22 protein-coding genes are annotated in these 16,202 nt (G+C 34.4%); all 22 read left to right on the top strand.

Features of this window, described 5'->3' with window-relative positions:
- Positions 1–97: 97 nt before the first annotated feature.
- The 22 genes from D7D81_RS16110 to D7D81_RS16020 all read left to right on the top strand — a co-directional run bounded on the left by D7D81_RS16110 (position 98) and on the right by D7D81_RS16020 (position 16,002).
- A complete protein-coding gene (locus tag D7D81_RS16110) occupies positions 98–904 on the top strand; it encodes an ABC transporter ATP-binding protein (RefSeq protein ID WP_125991058.1) in 807 nt (268 codons plus the stop codon).
- Between the two features lie 168 nt (positions 905–1,072).
- Positions 1,073–2,908 (top strand): ABC transporter substrate-binding protein, encoded by a 1,836-nt coding sequence (locus tag D7D81_RS16105; protein WP_164522308.1) that lies wholly within the window; start codon positions 1,073–1,075, stop codon positions 2,906–2,908.
- A 131-nt stretch (positions 2,909–3,039) separates the two neighbouring features.
- A complete protein-coding gene (locus D7D81_RS16100) occupies positions 3,040–4,068 on the top strand; it encodes a FecCD family ABC transporter permease (RefSeq protein ID WP_205739249.1) in 1,029 nt (342 codons plus the stop codon).
- 102 nt (positions 4,069–4,170) lie between these two features.
- Entirely contained in the window at positions 4,171–4,326 is a 156-nt protein-coding gene (locus tag D7D81_RS19630; protein WP_164522307.1) for a hypothetical protein, read from the top strand.
- Between the two features lie 327 nt (positions 4,327–4,653).
- The gene (locus D7D81_RS16095) at positions 4,654–5,562 is read left to right on the top strand and encodes an ABC transporter substrate-binding protein (protein WP_125991055.1); all 909 of its coding nucleotides are present in this window, start codon (positions 4,654–4,656) and stop codon (positions 5,560–5,562) included.
- 77 nt (positions 5,563–5,639) lie between these two features.
- The gene (locus tag D7D81_RS19625; RefSeq protein ID WP_164522306.1) at positions 5,640–5,813 is read left to right on the top strand and encodes a hypothetical protein; all 174 of its coding nucleotides are present in this window, start codon (positions 5,640–5,642) and stop codon (positions 5,811–5,813) included.
- 43 nt (positions 5,814–5,856) lie between these two features.
- Positions 5,857–6,210 carry a class I SAM-dependent methyltransferase gene (locus D7D81_RS19945; RefSeq protein ID WP_205739248.1) on the top strand — a complete coding sequence of 118 codons (354 nt, stop codon included), beginning with the start codon at positions 5,857–5,859 and terminating at the stop codon, positions 6,208–6,210.
- Entirely contained in the window at positions 6,207–6,443 is a 237-nt protein-coding gene (locus D7D81_RS19940) for a hypothetical protein (protein ID WP_205739247.1), read from the top strand. The genes D7D81_RS19945 and D7D81_RS19940 overlap by 4 nt, the downstream gene beginning before the upstream one ends.
- A 463-nt stretch (positions 6,444–6,906) precedes the next feature.
- A complete protein-coding gene (locus D7D81_RS16085; protein ID WP_125991054.1) occupies positions 6,907–7,425 on the top strand; it encodes a hypothetical protein in 519 nt (172 codons plus the stop codon).
- Between the two features lie 67 nt (positions 7,426–7,492).
- Positions 7,493–8,287 carry a DUF4198 domain-containing protein gene (locus D7D81_RS16080; protein ID WP_286169822.1) on the top strand — a complete coding sequence of 265 codons (795 nt, stop codon included), beginning with the start codon at positions 7,493–7,495 and terminating at the stop codon, positions 8,285–8,287.
- A gap of 215 nt (positions 8,288–8,502) precedes the next feature.
- A complete protein-coding gene (locus tag D7D81_RS16075) occupies positions 8,503–10,356 on the top strand; it encodes a nucleoside recognition domain-containing protein (RefSeq protein ID WP_125991053.1) in 1,854 nt (617 codons plus the stop codon).
- Between the two features lie 47 nt (positions 10,357–10,403).
- On the top strand, positions 10,404–10,652 hold the full coding sequence (locus D7D81_RS16070) for a FeoA family protein (RefSeq protein ID WP_125991052.1): 249 nt from the start codon (positions 10,404–10,406) through the stop codon (positions 10,650–10,652).
- Positions 10,653–10,664: 12 nt separating this feature from the next.
- The gene (locus tag D7D81_RS16065) at positions 10,665–10,910 is read left to right on the top strand and encodes a FeoA family protein (protein WP_286169821.1); all 246 of its coding nucleotides are present in this window, start codon (positions 10,665–10,667) and stop codon (positions 10,908–10,910) included.
- On the top strand, positions 10,910–11,593 hold the full coding sequence (locus tag D7D81_RS16060) for a FeoB small GTPase domain-containing protein (RefSeq protein WP_125991051.1): 684 nt from the start codon (positions 10,910–10,912) through the stop codon (positions 11,591–11,593). The genes D7D81_RS16065 and D7D81_RS16060 overlap by 1 nt, the downstream gene beginning before the upstream one ends.
- Positions 11,594–11,617: 24 nt before the next feature.
- Complete coding sequence (locus D7D81_RS16055; protein WP_125991050.1) at positions 11,618–11,758, top strand: FeoB-associated Cys-rich membrane protein; 141 nt, start codon at positions 11,618–11,620, stop codon at positions 11,756–11,758.
- 75 nt (positions 11,759–11,833) lie between these two features.
- Positions 11,834–12,292 (top strand): Fur family transcriptional regulator, encoded by a 459-nt coding sequence (locus D7D81_RS16050; RefSeq protein WP_164522305.1) that lies wholly within the window; start codon positions 11,834–11,836, stop codon positions 12,290–12,292.
- A gap of 41 nt (positions 12,293–12,333) precedes the next feature.
- Entirely contained in the window at positions 12,334–12,624 is a 291-nt protein-coding gene (locus tag D7D81_RS16045) for a DUF2325 domain-containing protein (protein ID WP_125991048.1), read from the top strand.
- A gap of 97 nt (positions 12,625–12,721) precedes the next feature.
- Positions 12,722–13,753 carry a porin gene (locus tag D7D81_RS16040; protein ID WP_164522304.1) on the top strand — a complete coding sequence of 344 codons (1,032 nt, stop codon included), beginning with the start codon at positions 12,722–12,724 and terminating at the stop codon, positions 13,751–13,753.
- A gap of 63 nt (positions 13,754–13,816) precedes the next feature.
- Positions 13,817–14,320, top strand: coding sequence for a flavodoxin (locus D7D81_RS16035; protein WP_125991046.1), 504 nt, complete (start codon positions 13,817–13,819; stop codon positions 14,318–14,320).
- A gap of 44 nt (positions 14,321–14,364) precedes the next feature.
- The gene (locus D7D81_RS16030; protein WP_125991045.1) at positions 14,365–14,709 is read left to right on the top strand and encodes a DUF2023 family protein; all 345 of its coding nucleotides are present in this window, start codon (positions 14,365–14,367) and stop codon (positions 14,707–14,709) included.
- A gap of 181 nt (positions 14,710–14,890) precedes the next feature.
- Positions 14,891–15,196: a hypothetical protein gene (locus D7D81_RS16025; protein WP_125991044.1), complete on the top strand. Its 306-nt coding sequence runs from the start codon at positions 14,891–14,893 to the stop codon at positions 15,194–15,196.
- 212 nt (positions 15,197–15,408) lie between these two features.
- Positions 15,409–16,002 (top strand): TetR/AcrR family transcriptional regulator, encoded by a 594-nt coding sequence (locus D7D81_RS16020; protein WP_164522303.1) that lies wholly within the window; start codon positions 15,409–15,411, stop codon positions 16,000–16,002.
- The last annotated feature ends 200 nt before the right edge of the window (positions 16,003–16,202 follow it).

The raw sequence follows: 16,202 nt of genomic DNA, 5'->3' as shown, positions 1-16,202 counted from the left end.
AGAAATGTTAGCTAAAAATGGTCTGAGGGCTGGGATGAACTGGTAATTGAATTGCTAGAAGTTAAGAATCCAGGTTTTTCTTATAGGAGGGATTGTTATGTTGATTGCTAAAGAACTCAATTTTAGCTATGGGAAAAAAAGCATTTTGGAAAATGTCAATTTTACTGCTGAAAAAGGTCAAATTATTTCTTTGATCGGTCCAAACGGATCGGGGAAGTCAACGCTATTGCGTTGTTTATGTGGTTTGATTCCTGTAAAGAAAAATACAGTTTTTTTATTTGATAGTTCGATAGAAACATTGGGAGCCAAAGAGGTTTCTAGAAGGGTTGCTTTTCTCCCGCAGTCTCATGAACGATTGCAAGGTGTAACAGTGTATGAATTAGTATCAATGGGAAGAGCTCCTTACCATCATTCTGGGTGGGTAAATACAAGGGAAGATAAGTATAAGATTACATGGGCTATCAAGTACATGCAAATCGGTCATTTAGCTCATCGACTTGTTGAAAATTTGTCTGGTGGGGAAAGACAACGTGTCTGGATTGCTATGGTACTGGCACAGGATACACCTATCATTTTACTGGATGAGCCAGTTACCTATATGGATATGAAATATCAATGTGATTTGCTTACAATAATAAAAGATTTAAAAAACAACTTTCAAAAAACCATTATAACGGTTTTCCACGAGATAAATCATGCGATTGAAGTATCTGATTTCGTATATTTATTAAAAGATGGATGTGTATATAATTCCGGGGTTACTGATGAGGTGATTACCGAACAGGCTATTAAAAATGTATATGGTGTTTGCGCCCATATTTGTAAATTTAAGAAACATTACCGCAATGTAGTTGTTCCAGTTGGTGTACATGAAGATTTCCTGGGTACTCCAAAGATAATTTGAGATTGCAGGAGATAATTAAACAACGATTGAATGAAAGAAAAGAAAGGAAAGAATTTGAAGCTATGATACAAAGAGCAGAACTGGCGAATTATTGAATTATGACAGATGATGATACTGATAGTGGTAAATGGGTGGAAATCAGCAAAAAGTAGACAAGGAGGAATAAAAATGAAAGAAAATAAAATATTTATAGTTTTTTTGGCAACAGTTTTAATTTCAACTCTGGGGTTTGTCGGATCAAGAGTTTATGCACAAACTCGGTTGGCAGACCGGACTGAGGATGTGCAAACTAAAAAAACGGTTAAGGACGAACTTGGACGCGAAGTAGTAATACCAGAAAACCCCGAGAGAATTCTGGCGTTGACTTCTGCAGCCATGCAGGCCCTTTTTAATATAGAAATTACACCGGTCGGGAAAGTTGATAATTATAAAGTTTCAAAGGAAGGAATGGAGCTCCCATCTGTTGGAACTGCATCCAGTGTAAGTATTGAATCAGTCTATGCCCTTAAACCGGATTTAATTATTGCAAGCAGCAGGTTCCATTCTGCTATTGAGGAAGAACTGGAAAAAACAGGGGCTGTTGTTTATTATTTTGATCCGGATAAAGTGGGGGATATTCCTGTAGTGGAAGTGACAGCATACATCGGCAAACTGCTGGGTAAAGACGATATAGCCAGAGAATATGTTCAATCAGTATTTAAGATTGCAGATGAGTTAAAAGAGAAGATAGACTTTCAAACGGATATTGAAACCGGTATTGTCATCCAGGATGGTAGCACCATCGTTGCAGCACAAAATGCTTCTTCCTATGGTTCTATGCTTACCCTGCTGGGAATTGATAATATTGTTCCAGATAATTTGCCCAATGCAAAAAAATCTTCTTTTGTTCCCTTGAATGTTGAAAGTATTTTGGCAAGTAATCCAGATATTGTATTGATCATGATGTCAGGTAAAAATACTAAAAACAATAAAGCTATTCTGGAAAAATTTAAAAGTGATCCTCAATGGGCTGCACTGGATGCTGTTAAGAAAAACAGAATATTAATTTTGCCGTTTTCTGTTAACCCGAACAGATCAACTCCCGAAGATATGGTTCAAGCAACGGCAAAAGCAATATTGAAAATCGCCCAAAAAGCCGATGCTGGAACAATAGAATCAGAAAAAACAATAGAGGATCATATAGGACGGAAGGTCACGATTCCCGAAAATCCGGAAAGGTTTTTAGCTTTGCAACCTTCCATTATGGAATCACTTTTTTGTATTGGGATCAAACCTGTGGGTAAAGTTGATGAATATAAAATAAGGAAAGAAGGTATCGCTTTACCTTCAGTGGGTTCCCATACCAATGTTAATATCGAAGTAGTATATCAACTGCAGCCTGATGTTATTATAGGGAATACGAGATATCAAAGTTCTATACTTAAATCATTAGAAGCGACAGGTGCTGCAGTTATTATTGTTAATCCGGAAAGTTTAGGAGAAAGACCATTAATAGATAGTGTTAGATATTGGGGAAAAGTTTTTGACAGGACAAAAAATGCTAAAGAATATATCGAATATATTACAAAAATTGCCGATAAACTTAAACAAAAAATAGAGAGAGAAACGGATATTAAAAGAGTTTTGATTCTCCAGGATGGAGATACTATTTTGGCTGCACAAAAAACTACCTCATATGGATCAATTTTATCTTTACTGGGTCTGGAAAATATTGTGCCGGATGATTTACCGGGTTCAAAGAATGCCTGCCTGGTATCTTTTGATGTAGAAAAAATTATACAGGAAGATCCTGATATGATTTTTGTGATTGCTTCGAGTAATGACCCTGAACAAAATAAAGCTATTATACAAAAATTTAAAAATGATTCAAAATGGCAGGGCCTGACAGCGGTTAAAAATAATAAAATAGTTACACTCCCCTTTAAGGTGAAAATGGGAAGGTCATCAGCAGAAGAAATGTTAAGAACAACAGCAAAGACCATTTTAACAGCAAATGAGAAATAGTATTATTTAAAAGTATCGGTGGGACGGGGGCTGTATTTCCTCTCGTTCCACATTAATTAAAACAAGATTGAAGTTTAATTTACACTATTTAACACTAAGAAATATTTTTTATTGAGGAAGGAATGTATATCTTGAATAAAATTGAAAAAAAACCTACTCATTTGAAATCATATCGACTAACAGTTATATTAATATCATTGGTTATTCTTGTACTTGTAGTTTTGTTTAGTATAATGAGCGGCACCATAAAATTTTCTGCACATGAAATAATTTCTATGTTAAAAGGAGATCTGCAGGAAGGAAGTCTGATCAAGCAAATAGTTTTAAATGTACGCTTGCCTAGAGTTTTGACAGGGGTGTTTGTAGGGATGAATCTAGCAGTTGCGGGTGTTTTATTGCAGGGTATTTTGCGTAATCCAATGGCTTCTCCAAATATAATTGGTGTTAATGCGGGCGCCGGATTAGCTGCAGTAATCATTATGACTATATTACCTGGAAAAATTGGGGTAATTCCTTTTGCATCTTTTTTTGGTGCCTTGTTAGCAACACTGTTGATTTATATACTTTCTACAACTTCAGGAGGTTCCAGGACAGTTTATATTGTTTTAGCGGGTATTGCGATTTCTAACCTCTTAAAGGCAATAACTTCTGCATTGATGATGATTAATAGTGATGTATTGGAAGTAACATATTCTTGGTTGCTTGGTAGTCTTTCGGGTAGAAGCTGGACGGCAGTAAATACTATCTGGCCATATAGTATTGTTGCCCTGGCAGCAGCCCTGTTTATCAGTCCAAAAGTTAACCTTTTTGGACTGGGAGATGATGTTGCCAGCAGTGTGGGTTTATCAATTCGTTTATATAGGATTATTATTATACTTATTTCGTCAGTATTAGCAGGTAGTGCAGTTAGTGTGACAGGAACTATTGGCTTTGTCGGTATTATTGCTCCTCATTCAGCAAGACTTTTAATCGGTAACGACCATCGATATCTTGTGCCATTATCTGCAATACTAGGAGCTATTTTACTTATTTTATCTGATACAATTGCCAGAACAATTTTTCAGCCGGTTGAATTATCGGTTGGTATTGTTACATCGGTAATGGGAGCGCCTTTCTTTTTGTTGCTTTTGTATAAGAAAGGAAAAGAAAGAAGGCTCTAGACTTGATACCCGCTATTTTTATTTTACCTATTGACGATATAATTAAGTATGTTATAATTTATATCAGGAAATGCTTAAATAAAAAGGAAAGGGAGAATAGCTATGTGTGACAAAAAATGTAAATATCTGAAAAAACCGAAAGGTAAAGAACCTGGAGAATGTAGTGAAGAGCAGATAAAAGAATGTCATGGTGAAGAAGCTTTAAAAAAGGGGCATCCCTGCACATTAAATAATTTATTAAATTCCAGGGGATATTAAAGCCTCTGGAAAAATATTATGTCAGGCAATAGTCAGGAGAAGTTATTGCCATGGTTGGTCTTACGGGAGCCAGGAAAACTACCATAGTAAATTTACTGACAAGATTCTAGATATAGATAGTGGTCAAGATGCTGCTGAATTAGAGTTAATATTAAATTGATTGTTTTTGTGGTTATTTGGGGTTAATCTGGTTTTGGCAGAAGCAGCTAAATAGCTCAAAAGAAATTTATATTGTAATAGAAAGATAATATGAGATGGGTTTAATTTCGTTACATTTTAGGAAAGCATAAAATATAACTTAGAAAAGTCTATAGGAGGTAGATATTCGTGGCAAAAGTACTTGTACATTGTCCCTTAAATATAAGCAGGACAATGGGAGAGATGTTGAAAGGATTTATTAGACAATTAAATAAAAAATACGGGATGGATGTCCGGGTTGAAATACAACCACACCGCCCTACTGAAGAACATTTGTTTGAAAAATATGTTAAAGAAGGTAATATACCTGATTTAACTATAGGTCATGCCAATGATTTTGCTGAACTTAGTGATGACATAATGAAGGAATATTTCCAGCCTTTTTCAGATTTATTTCCTTTACGTAAAGAGCTTTTAGACCTGAAGTTTACTGATCCGGCTGGTTATTTCCATACATTTGCTCTGGTCCCTTATGCAATTATATATAATCATAAAATCTTGAAGAAAGAAGAGGCACCATGTATATGGGAGAATTTACTGGAACCACAGTGGGAGGGTAGAATTTTGCTGCCAGATGAGTTCCGTACTGTCTCAGTAATCATAAATTCTTATATGAAGACTAGATTTCCCCAGAGGTATGATGATTATAGGGCCAATACTGTTTTTGAAGGCAACCCGGTTGATGTTGTTAGTGCTGTTGATCAAGGACAGTATCCAGTCGGTATTGTGAATATTTCCTTTTCCCGTTTTTCCAGAGAAAAAAATGTTAGTTCAAAATGGCCTGATGATGGTACTTTTTGTGTTCCGCAGATTATGGTCTGGAAAAAAGGTATTGATGAACGTCTCCTGGAACTGGGGGAATATATCATGTCAGAAGAGATGCAGAAATTTTTTGCTCAGCAGAGTTTTATTCCGGCTGCCCCAGAAATATTATTGCCACAGGAGGCTGAAAATAATGAGTGCCGGTTAATATGGGAGGGCTGGGGTCATTTTCTTAAGATTATTAGTGGCGATATTTTAACAGAAACAGGTGATTGAATTGCTAGAAGTTAAGAATCTGAACTTTTCTTATAAAGAAAAAGAAATATTAAAAAATTGCAGATATCAACCATGCAATGATGATTGCCGATAAAATTATTATTCTTAAAGAGGGAGAAATCTATGCCCAAGGTAAGGCAGATAGTATTATGAACTCCTGTATTTTAAAGGAGGTTTATGGATTACAGGCACAGGTATGTAGGTTTGCTGGTTTTTCAAAACCGGTAATAGTACCACTGGAGATGGGTTGATGATTATTTAAACAAATTTATAATATGGAAAGAAGGATTTGAAATGACAAATGGATTTTTAGAGCTTTTACCAATTTATCCACTGATTGCTCAACAATTTTTAGATGATTATCAAGTTTTTGAGGGTAAGTGTTTAGATATTGGAACAGGTCCTGGGTATTTAGGTGTGGAACTGGCTAAGATTACTAATTTAGAGATGTATTTTGTCGATATAGATCCTGAGGCCCTGGAAAAAGCCAGATTATCTGCGGCTGCTGGAGAACTAGCAAATACCATACATTTTGTAGAAGCTGATGTATGTAGACTTCCTTTTGAAGATGATTATGCTGATTTTATTATGAGTAGGGGTTTTGGCATGATCAGGTTAAGGGTTTACAGGAAGTTTATCGTGTTTTGAAGCCAGGGGCAACAGCAGTTGTTGGAGGTGGTCTGGGAAAATATACCCCTGAAAGTATGTATCGGCGTTTAAAGGAAGGTCGTCAGAAGAAATTAGAAAAGGTCGGTGGGAAAAGGCCGAATGAAGGTGAATTAAGGGAATTATTAAAGAAAGCAAATATCTCAAATTATCGTCTACTTAGTGATAAACCAAATGAATCAGGTAGATGGATTGAAATGCATAAGTTTGAGTGAATTAAACTTTTAACCTCATCAGTCTTAGTAGGTAGTGCAGTTAGTGTAGCTGGAACATTGGTTTTCTAGGTATCATTGCCCCACATGCGGCCAGGATGCTGATAGGTGAGGATGTTTCAAATATATATTAATTATTAATGAGGATTAGTAAGCTGATTAAGTTTAATTGACTATATTCGCTGAATAAAGCCAAATTATCATTTGACACTTGCAGAAAAGAATAATAAAATAAAGTTGTGCTGAAAATGAGATTTATTCTCACTGCATTTTGTTTTTAGGAATGCCTAAGCAAGAAAATATTTTTTTAGCAATGATTTAGGATTACCTAAAGATATTGCCTGGATAATGTGTAGAAAAAATGAATTATTTCCAGAGCCGGGGGTGATATAGAAAAATTAGGAATATAGCTTGCTGTAATTATATGATGTCAGGAAAAATATTTAAAACAAAGGAGTGTAAATGAATGTTTAAAAAATTACTTGTGTTTTCTTTTTTCTTTGTCATGGGAATTGTAATTGCTGTACCGGTTAGTGCCCATACACCAATGTTATATGTAGAAGACTACGGAGACGGTACTATTTATTTAGAAGGTGGATTTTCTGATGGTTCATCTGCTTCTGGTACAGAAATTTTACTGGTAGAAGACAAAGACTTTGATAATAATACTGCTGTAAGGGATAAATACCTTGAGTTCATTTTTAACAGTGTTAATTTTGAAGAACTTGCTAATACATATTTAAAAATAGCTGAAGAAAATGGAACTAAAATAGAGGGTAATAAAGTAGCAGATTTTAGTAAGCTGGAAGCAGAATTGTTTGAAGGCAAATTAATAATCTTCAAAAGTGAGTTAGATGATTTTAGTACCCTAAATCTCCCTAAACCAGAGGGATCTTATCTGGTTGTCTTTAATGCGGGGCCTGGGCATACAGTTGTAAAAAAAGGTGCTGTTTTAACTGAAGATGAAAAGGCCTTACTGGAATAGATAAATTTAATGCTAATTATTGATTATGTCAAAAGTAAGTAAACTAAATTTAAAGGGGAATGATGTTATGATGCAAAATGCAAGGAAATTATCAGTTTTAATGATGGCGCTGGTCTTAATGGCTTTTGGAATGGTTTCTACTGCTTCTGCTCACTTTCAGATGATTTTACCATCTGATGACCTTATTAATGAGGGGGAAGACTCAGAGATTGATATTCAGTTGATTTTTACTCATCCGGCTGAGGCCTCACACACCATGGATATGGAAAAACCAGTTTCATTTGGTGTTTTAAATAAGGGTAGAAAAAAGGATTTAACAGATACCCTTAATTCCTTTACATATTTTGGAGGAAAGGCCTGGGAGACATCTTATAATATCAGGGGCTTCGGTGATTTTGTTTTTTATCTTGAACCTGCACCATATTATGAAAAAATGGAAGATGGTTATATTACACAGATAACTAAGGTGGTAGTTAATAATCTGGGTATGCCTACAGACTGGGATGCTGAACTGGGCTTAAAAGCGGAAATAGTACCTCTAAATAAACCTTATGGTCTCTGGACAGGTAATGTGTTTCAGGGAATAGTTAAAATGGATGGTGAGCCAGTTCCTTATGCCGAAATAGAGGTTGAAAGACTAAATGCACCTGCTTTTAGTGGTTTGGTAGGTGAAGGTCAGGAATTCCCATCTGATGCCCATATAACTCAGGTGGTCAGAGCTGATGAGAATGGTGTTTTCACCTTTGGTATTCCTAAAGAAGGCTGGTGGGGTTTTGCTGCTCTGATGGAGGGTGAAGAAATTAATGGTAAAGGACATGAAGTTGGTGCTGTAATGTGGATTAAGGCTTATGACATGAATTAAAAGAGCTATGCTGCAGAGAGGATTAATGTTTCCCCTCTCTGCATTAAAATAAATATTTATTGTTGCAATAAATTTAGAAAACAAGTTTTGATTAACCGAAATAAACATCTTTCTTAATAATACAAAGATAATAGTTTGATTGTTAGTTGATTTATTATTGTTTTTATCATGATTAATGAGAGAACATTTGATATGCATAAAGGAGAAGATTTAATATGAAGGAAGATTTCCTGGATTATATTGAAGCAAAGAGAAAGGAAGTAAAAGAGAAAGAGGGTAGGGATCCGGAAAGGATAATTTCCCAGCAGTATTACCAAAAGGCTATTCAGATTTCTGCAAAATGTGTTAATAAAACAAATAAAAAGAAACGTCCATTGACCAGTAAGATTGATAAAATTGTGTTAAATAGGTTTACTGGTCCCCTGGTTTTACTGGCTATAATATATTTATTGTATAATCTTAGTATTGTTCAAGGGTATAAACTTACCAATTATACCTGGCCTATTCTGGCATCTTTCAGGGATTTAGTAGCCTCTATTTTACCATCAGAAGGCTTGCTTTTTGATCCTTTATTACGTTCTCTGGTTTTAAGTGTTATGGATGGTATTCTGGCTGTTCTGAATTATGTGCCTATTTTTGCCATTCTTTTTACCCTGGTAGCAGTTCTAGAAGACATTGGTTATATACCGCGGATGACTTTTATTATGGACCGGGTATTCCGCCATTTCGGCCTTCACGGGCAATCACTTTTCCCTCTTGTTCTTGGTGGGGTGTTTGTCGGTGGTTGTGCGATACCAGGTGTTATGGCTACCAGGGGAATTAAAGATGAGAAGGCTAGATTGGCTACGATACTTATTGTACCTTTAATGAATTGCCTGGCCAAAACCCCTTTGTATATTTTATTAATAGGTTTGTTCTTTAAAGATTATCAGGGATTTACTATGTTTTTTATGGCAACTATAACTTTAATCATTGCTTTGAGTGTTAGTAAATTGTTTTCACTTACGATTTTAAAAAGAAAAGAACCGGCTCCATTTGTTCTAGAAATGCCCCCTTTTCACTTGCCTACTATAACGGGTGTTATCAGACGCTGTCTAGAAAGGTTATGGCTTTTCTTTAAAAAGATTGTTACGATCGTAATAGTTGTAATGGCTCTGGTTTTTGCTTTAACACATTTCCCTGGATTGGATCAGGAACAAAGGGCTAATTACCAAGCGCAAATGGAACAGGTGATTGATAAGTTCTATCAAGATATAGGTCAGGATTCCCCTTATAGGACAGTACTTGCTGGAGATAATTTAGAGAAATACATCAATTATAATGCAGACTATTCCTTGTCTAAAAGAGGGGTAGATAGTGAAGAGCAAAAAGAAATAATTGATAAAGAATTTAAAGAAAGAAACCTGGCTTTTTATAAAATTGCCAATAGAGGGGTTTATAGGGAAGATGGAGAATTAACAAGAGACCGCGAGGCAATGCAAGTAGCCAAAGCATATCGTTATCTTGAACGGGGCAGAAAAGAGCTCAGGGCTGAGATAAATGATAAGACATTAATTAACAGTGTTCTTGGTCTGTTGGCACATAAGATAGAGCCGATTACCAAATATGCTGGATTTAACTGGCGGGTAAATATGGCTTTAATTAGTTCATTTGCTGCTAAAGAGAGTAGTGTAGCTACCCTGGGGAGTATTTATAAGTCAGATCAAGGGGAAAGCCTGGAAGAAAAGATGTCTGAGCAGGAACAGGGTTGGACACCATTACACGCTCTGGCCATAATGTTGTTTATGGCTATGTATCCCCCTTGTATACCTACCTTAATGGCTGTACGTTTAGAAAGTGGTAGTACTAAGTGGATGTTATTTGCTGGTTTTTATCCGATTATCCTGGGTTCATTCATTTCAATTCTTATTTTTAGTGGTGGTAATTTATTAGGACTCAGTGGTTTACAGGCTATGATTTCATTTTACATCTTAGCAATAATTACTATGGTACTAATGGGTTTTATTAAGCAAGATGGGGTTGGTAATGAGTTTGCAGGAGATATTGAGCAGGAGACAGTTCAGCTTTAAACTGGACTGATAAATTAATAAGGGTTCAAAAATTGGAGGGGTTATTAATGATCAGTCAAATTGGTGTAATATCATTAGCAAAACTCAAGCAGGGTGAAAGGGCCCGGGTTGTTTATACCAAAGAATATGACAGGGGCTTTGTTCAGCATCTATCTGATATGGGGTTAATTGATGGCTCGGAGATTGAAATTATTGCCCCAGGTAACCCAGGCCCTTTTCTTATCGAAGTTAAGGATACTTCACTGGCTATTGGTCAGGGAATAGCAAAAAGAATACTGGTGGAAAAAAACATATAAAGGGGGATATATATGTCTATGGTTGAAAATAAAACAACGAATTTAGATAAGTTAAAACCAGGTCAGGAGTGTAAGCTGATTGATGTACATTTAACCGGGGCTAATGGACAGCGCTTAATGGATATGGGTTTTATGCCTGGTGTTAAAATAAAGGTGTTGCGTAATGCCCCATTGACAGACCCGGTAGAGCTTGAAATCAGAGGATATAATGTAAGTATTCGTCATGCTGAAGCCAGGTATATAGAGGTGAGTCTTTGATGAAAAACACAGGAGAGTATATTGTGGCAGTAGCTGGTCAACCTAATTCTGGTAAATCAACGGTTTTTAATATGTTAACTGGAGCCAGGCAATTTATTGCCAATTATCCAGGGGTTACAGTGGAAAAAAAGATAGGGATTTATAATTATAAGGATCAAAAAATCAAACTAGTTGATTTACCTGGAACATATAGTTTAACCTCGTATAGTTTAGAGGAAAGGGTTGCCCGGAATTTTTTGATTGATGAGAAACCGGATTTGATTTTAAACATTGTTGATGCCTCAAATCTGGAACGTCATTTAAATTTGACTTTTCAATTATTGGAAATGGGTCTTCCGATGATTATAGCATTAAATATGATCGATGTCTCCCAAAATAGGGGTTTTAAAATTGATCTTGAGAAACTTAGTGAAGAATTAGGGGTTCCAGTCCTTCCTACAGTGGCAAAAAAAGGTAGAGGTAAGGATGACTTAAAACAGCTTATTTATGATGCCTGTAATAATAAAGAAAGCTATCAAAATGACTTTATGATTGATTATGGTGAGACTATGGAGAATATTTTAACAGAATTAGAGGATAAGATTGCTGCAGATAACCGATTTGCTGGTCATCTACCCAGGTGGATGGCAGTTAAATTGCTGGCTGGAGACCCCGAGGTTCGTACTATGTTTAGTGGAAATTGAGCCAAGAGAAAGGGTGATTCTAATATGCAAAATCTTATATTGATAATAATTGCTGTTTTATGTGTCTGGTACATCTATCGTAAATTTAAACCTGCTAAAGGCAAAAGTCCCTGTGGGGCCTGCGGGTGTTGTAGTATGACAAATGAAGAAGATGATTCAAAATAAAGTATTTATTTGATTTATGATAAAATTCAGCTGTTATTCTTTGATTATGTAGAAAAAAAGGGGGGCAGTAAAAAGGTGAGTGAGATAATATCTCTTGTAAATGAATTAGAGAGAAAAAATATAAAAGTAACCCAGCAGAGAAGGATTATTCTGGGGATTTTAAATAATAATAAGGGTGAACACCTTTCAGCCCGTGATATATATACTTTAGGTAAAGATATTGATGATTCAATAGGTCTTTCTACGGTCTATAGAACTTTAAATCTATTAAGGGATGTAGGAATAATAGCTGAATATCATTTTGACAAGGAATTTGCTAAATACGAAATAAGTTGTCAAAAAGAGCAGGATATTCATCATCATTTAATATGCAAAAATTGCGGTAAAATAATAGAGGTTGAAAATTACCTTCCTGGTTATTTTAAGGATGAGATATATGACAAAAATCAATTCATCTGTCAGGAATTCAGCCTAAAGGTTTCTGGACTTTGTAAAGAGTGTCAGCAATTACTTTCTGAGGAAAAGACAAGTTGATATGTTTAAGAGAATAAGGAAAAGTAGTAAAGGAGGGAAATATGTCTTTAATGATTATAGGTGCTGATAATTTAGGTAGTATTGAGGAGAATGTTAGGGATATTGGTTTTACTGAGATAATACATTTATCCGGTAGAAGCAAGAGTGCCTTTCGTAATTTTCAGCTGCCTGTAGATATAGATATGGTCTTAGTTTTGACTGATTATATTCACCATACAGCAATGAAGAAAGTTAAAAGAGAGGCTAAAGACAAAAAAGTAGATGTTATTTATGCTAGGAGAAGTTGGGCCTCTATTTATAAAAAATTAGAAAGGAGGCAGATAGTCAGTTGATTTTGTGAGGTATTATTATGTTTTTATTTTAGGCTAACCTAAGATACTTTACAAAAGTTATTGCAGTAAAATGTACAAAAATGGAAGGGGTTTTGTAATGGAAAAAACATTAATTTTAAGTCTTGTTTTAGTAATATTTTTAGCAGTACCAGCAATTGCAGTGGAGTTTAAGGCAGGTAATCTTGAAATAGAAAATGAATATATAAAAAATGATAATGGTGAGAGTAGTAGTGAAACAGTACTTAAGTTAGGACTGTTTTTAAATCAGAAGATAGATGAGAGGGCTAGTCTGTTTGTCTTTACTAAATTGCATGCTGATTTTAATCAAGCAGAAGGGAATACAGAGGGAACAGATGTATTTATTAGGAAAGGGTGGCTTGATGTGGAAGATGCCATTGGACCTGTTGATTTAAGAGTAGGTAGGATGGATGAGTTGACAGCTAATAATTTATTATACAGTATGAAAGTTAAATATGAATTTGCTAGGCTGGCCTATAACAACAAAATTATAGCCATTAAAGCAGGTCATAATATTGATGCTGATGAAAAAACAGTATTTACTGAATTAAAGTTAAAAGATTTAGCTTTGCTTGATACAGTAACCTTAAATTATGTTAATGCAGATTTTTCTGTTATTGATTATAATGGCTATAGTATTAACTTTCTTAAAAATTTTGCTAAATTTACAACTGAATTGACTTATTTAGATGTTGAGAATGGTGAGCTTGAACCAAATGCTTTTGATTTAAGACTATCTACTGACAAATTGTTTCCTAAAACAAAGTTATTTTTCGAATATGCTAATGTTGAGATGGGTGTGGTGGTTAATAAGCATAAGTTTCAAGATGACTCAATCCTTGCTGAAAGTACACTTAACCAAAGTGATGATCTAAAGATGTTTAGACCAGGGTTTAATGTTGATTTTAGTGATAGATTAAATATAGATTTTTCTTATGCAATTTATGAGGCTGATAATTCTGATGCCAGGGATAACTATTTAGATCTCATTTTTAACTATGATCTGACTAAAAATACTTACTGCGAATTAGAGTATGAAGATCATAGTTATGATGACAATGCGGGGACAGATGAATCTATTATAACTACTTCATTAGGTGTTAACTTTTAATTAAATGTCTTGTAGATTTAGATTAAATAAACTAAAAACTAAAATTATAGGAGGAGATTGTTAATGAAAGAAATCGGAATTTTTTATGGTAGTACAATGGGTGAGACCGAAGAGGCTGCAGAGATGATAGCTGATGTGATTGGAAAAGATAAGGCAGAGGTTTATAATGTTGGCTCAGTTACTGTAGATGAGGTTGAGAAATATGATAAATTAATCTTTGGTTCATCCACTTGGGGACTTGGTGAGCTACAGGATGATTGGGATACCTTTATTGAAAAACTTAAAACACTGGATTTAAGTAATAAAAAGGTGGCTTTATTTGGTTTAGGTGACCAGGCAATGTATTCAGATACCTTTGTAGATGCTATGGGGATAATATATGATGTTGTCAAGGAAAAAGGGGCAGAAGTAATAGGAGGGGTTTTGGCGGATGACTATGATTTTAATCACTCTGAGGCTTTAATTAATGATGCATTTGTTGGTCTTCCTTTGGATAATAATAATCAGGGTGATTTGACAGAAGAGAGGATTAGAAACTGGGTAGATGATTTATTAAAAGCATTTTAATGAGATTGAGCTGTGTTTATTTATGAATATTAGGAGTGAAGAAAATGAGAGTTTTTTATCACCATTTATATGAATTTAAAAAAGGCTTAAGAAACCTAATACTGCATACGACCAAAAGTAGTAACCAGGAACTTATTGAAAGGAATCTAAAAAAGAAAAACATCCCCTATATTATTTATAATGTGAGCAGAGATAAAATTAATGTCTTTTTTGGTAATAAACACTGTATAGAGGTTATTAAACAGATAGGCAAAAGCAACTTGAAAAACTATACAGATGAAGAGGATTTTATACTGGGAATAATGCTTGGCTATGATCGTGTGGAACAATGTAAGCGCTATATGAAAAGGAAAATAGATACTGGTGCGGTAGATGAGTTAGTAGGCTAGTATTTTCATTTTTAAATATAATTAATTTGAAAGTATTAAGGTATGATAGGGAAAAATAAAAAAAATTTAAAATTCTGTCCTGAATATAAATTTACAATAAATTAAATAAAGGGCAGGATTTTTTCTTTTTATCTTGAATAATACATTGGAGTAAAATAGTTAAAAAAAGGAGGAGTAAGATTTGGATAAAGAAACACTGTCTGCCATTCAGGAAATGCTGGAACAACAGTCTGCTGGGCTTTCAAAGGAGTTAGATATGAGATTTGATAGTTTCAGGGATGAAGTCAAACAGGAGTTAAAACCGATAAAAGGCCAGCTTTATAATATGGAAAAAGATATTAAGGTTTTAAAAAGGGATATTAAAGATATTAGATTTGATATTAAGGCCTTGAAGAATGCCAGTCTGGAATTGTCTGAAGAACATTTAAATCATGTACATCAGCTTGGTGATGAAGAAACAAGTAGACCTATTAGGGATATTAATTAAGAATATTTGTTTAAACTATCCTCCTGGTGTTTTTTTTGTCTTTCTTCCAATAATTATGTTTATCTAGCTTATAGATAGTTCTGTAAAAGATATTGTTGATTAAATATGGATGAAAAAAATTATAATAAAGAAATAGTTGACAGGAAATAAGTAATATTGTATAATTAATAATGAATTAATATTCAATATTAATCCGAGGAATGGTGTTAAATATGGTGCAAGTATTAAAAGAAGAAGTAAGGGAAAGGATATACTCAGCAGCTGTAGAAGAGTTCTATGAAAATAATTATAATTCTGCTAAGATGAAAGATATTGCCAGGAGAGCAAATATTCCTACAGGATTAATTTATTCATATTATAAGAACAAAGAGGATCTTTTTGCAGGAATTGCCCGGCCTGTTTTTCAAAAACTAAAGGAATTCATCAAAGGCAAAAAAGACAGGGATCAAGGAGGAGAAAGGATTTTTGATGTCTTTGAGGAGATAGAGATTGATTTTATTATGAATCTCTTTCAGGAAAGAAAACAGTTAATAATCCTAGTAGATAAGAGTGAGGGTACAGAATTTGAAGGCGCTAAAGAAGAGATTGTTAATTTATTAGAAATACATATCAGGGAGGGATTAGCTGGTAAAATCAAAGGTATTGAAGATGATTATAAAGATTTTTTTTATCATATCCTTGCTGATAACTTTACGGGAAGAATGTTTGAGATTTTTCGTCATTTTGAAGATCTTAATAAAGCTAGAAAGATGATTGAATTAATTGCTAGACAGCATTTCTATGGTGTTTATGATTTTGTTAAGTGACTTCAAAAGAGGTTTTAAATGGATTAATATATTTTTTTGAATAAAAATGAATAATAATTCAATATTAGAAGGAGGTGTAACTGTTAAAGAGGAAGAAAAAACTCACTGTTGCTCTCTTATGAAGAAGAAATCTTAGTATGGGTTTATGGTGATAAATATATAAGTTATAAAACGGATGTGAGTAGATAGATATAATATGT

The organism is Halocella sp. SP3-1 (assembly GCF_003953885.1).
In the GTDB taxonomy this organism is placed as follows: Bacteria; Bacillota; Halanaerobiia; order Halanaerobiales; family DTU029; genus Iocasia; species Iocasia fonsfrigidae.
This window is presented reverse-complemented; position numbering and strand designations above follow the sequence as displayed.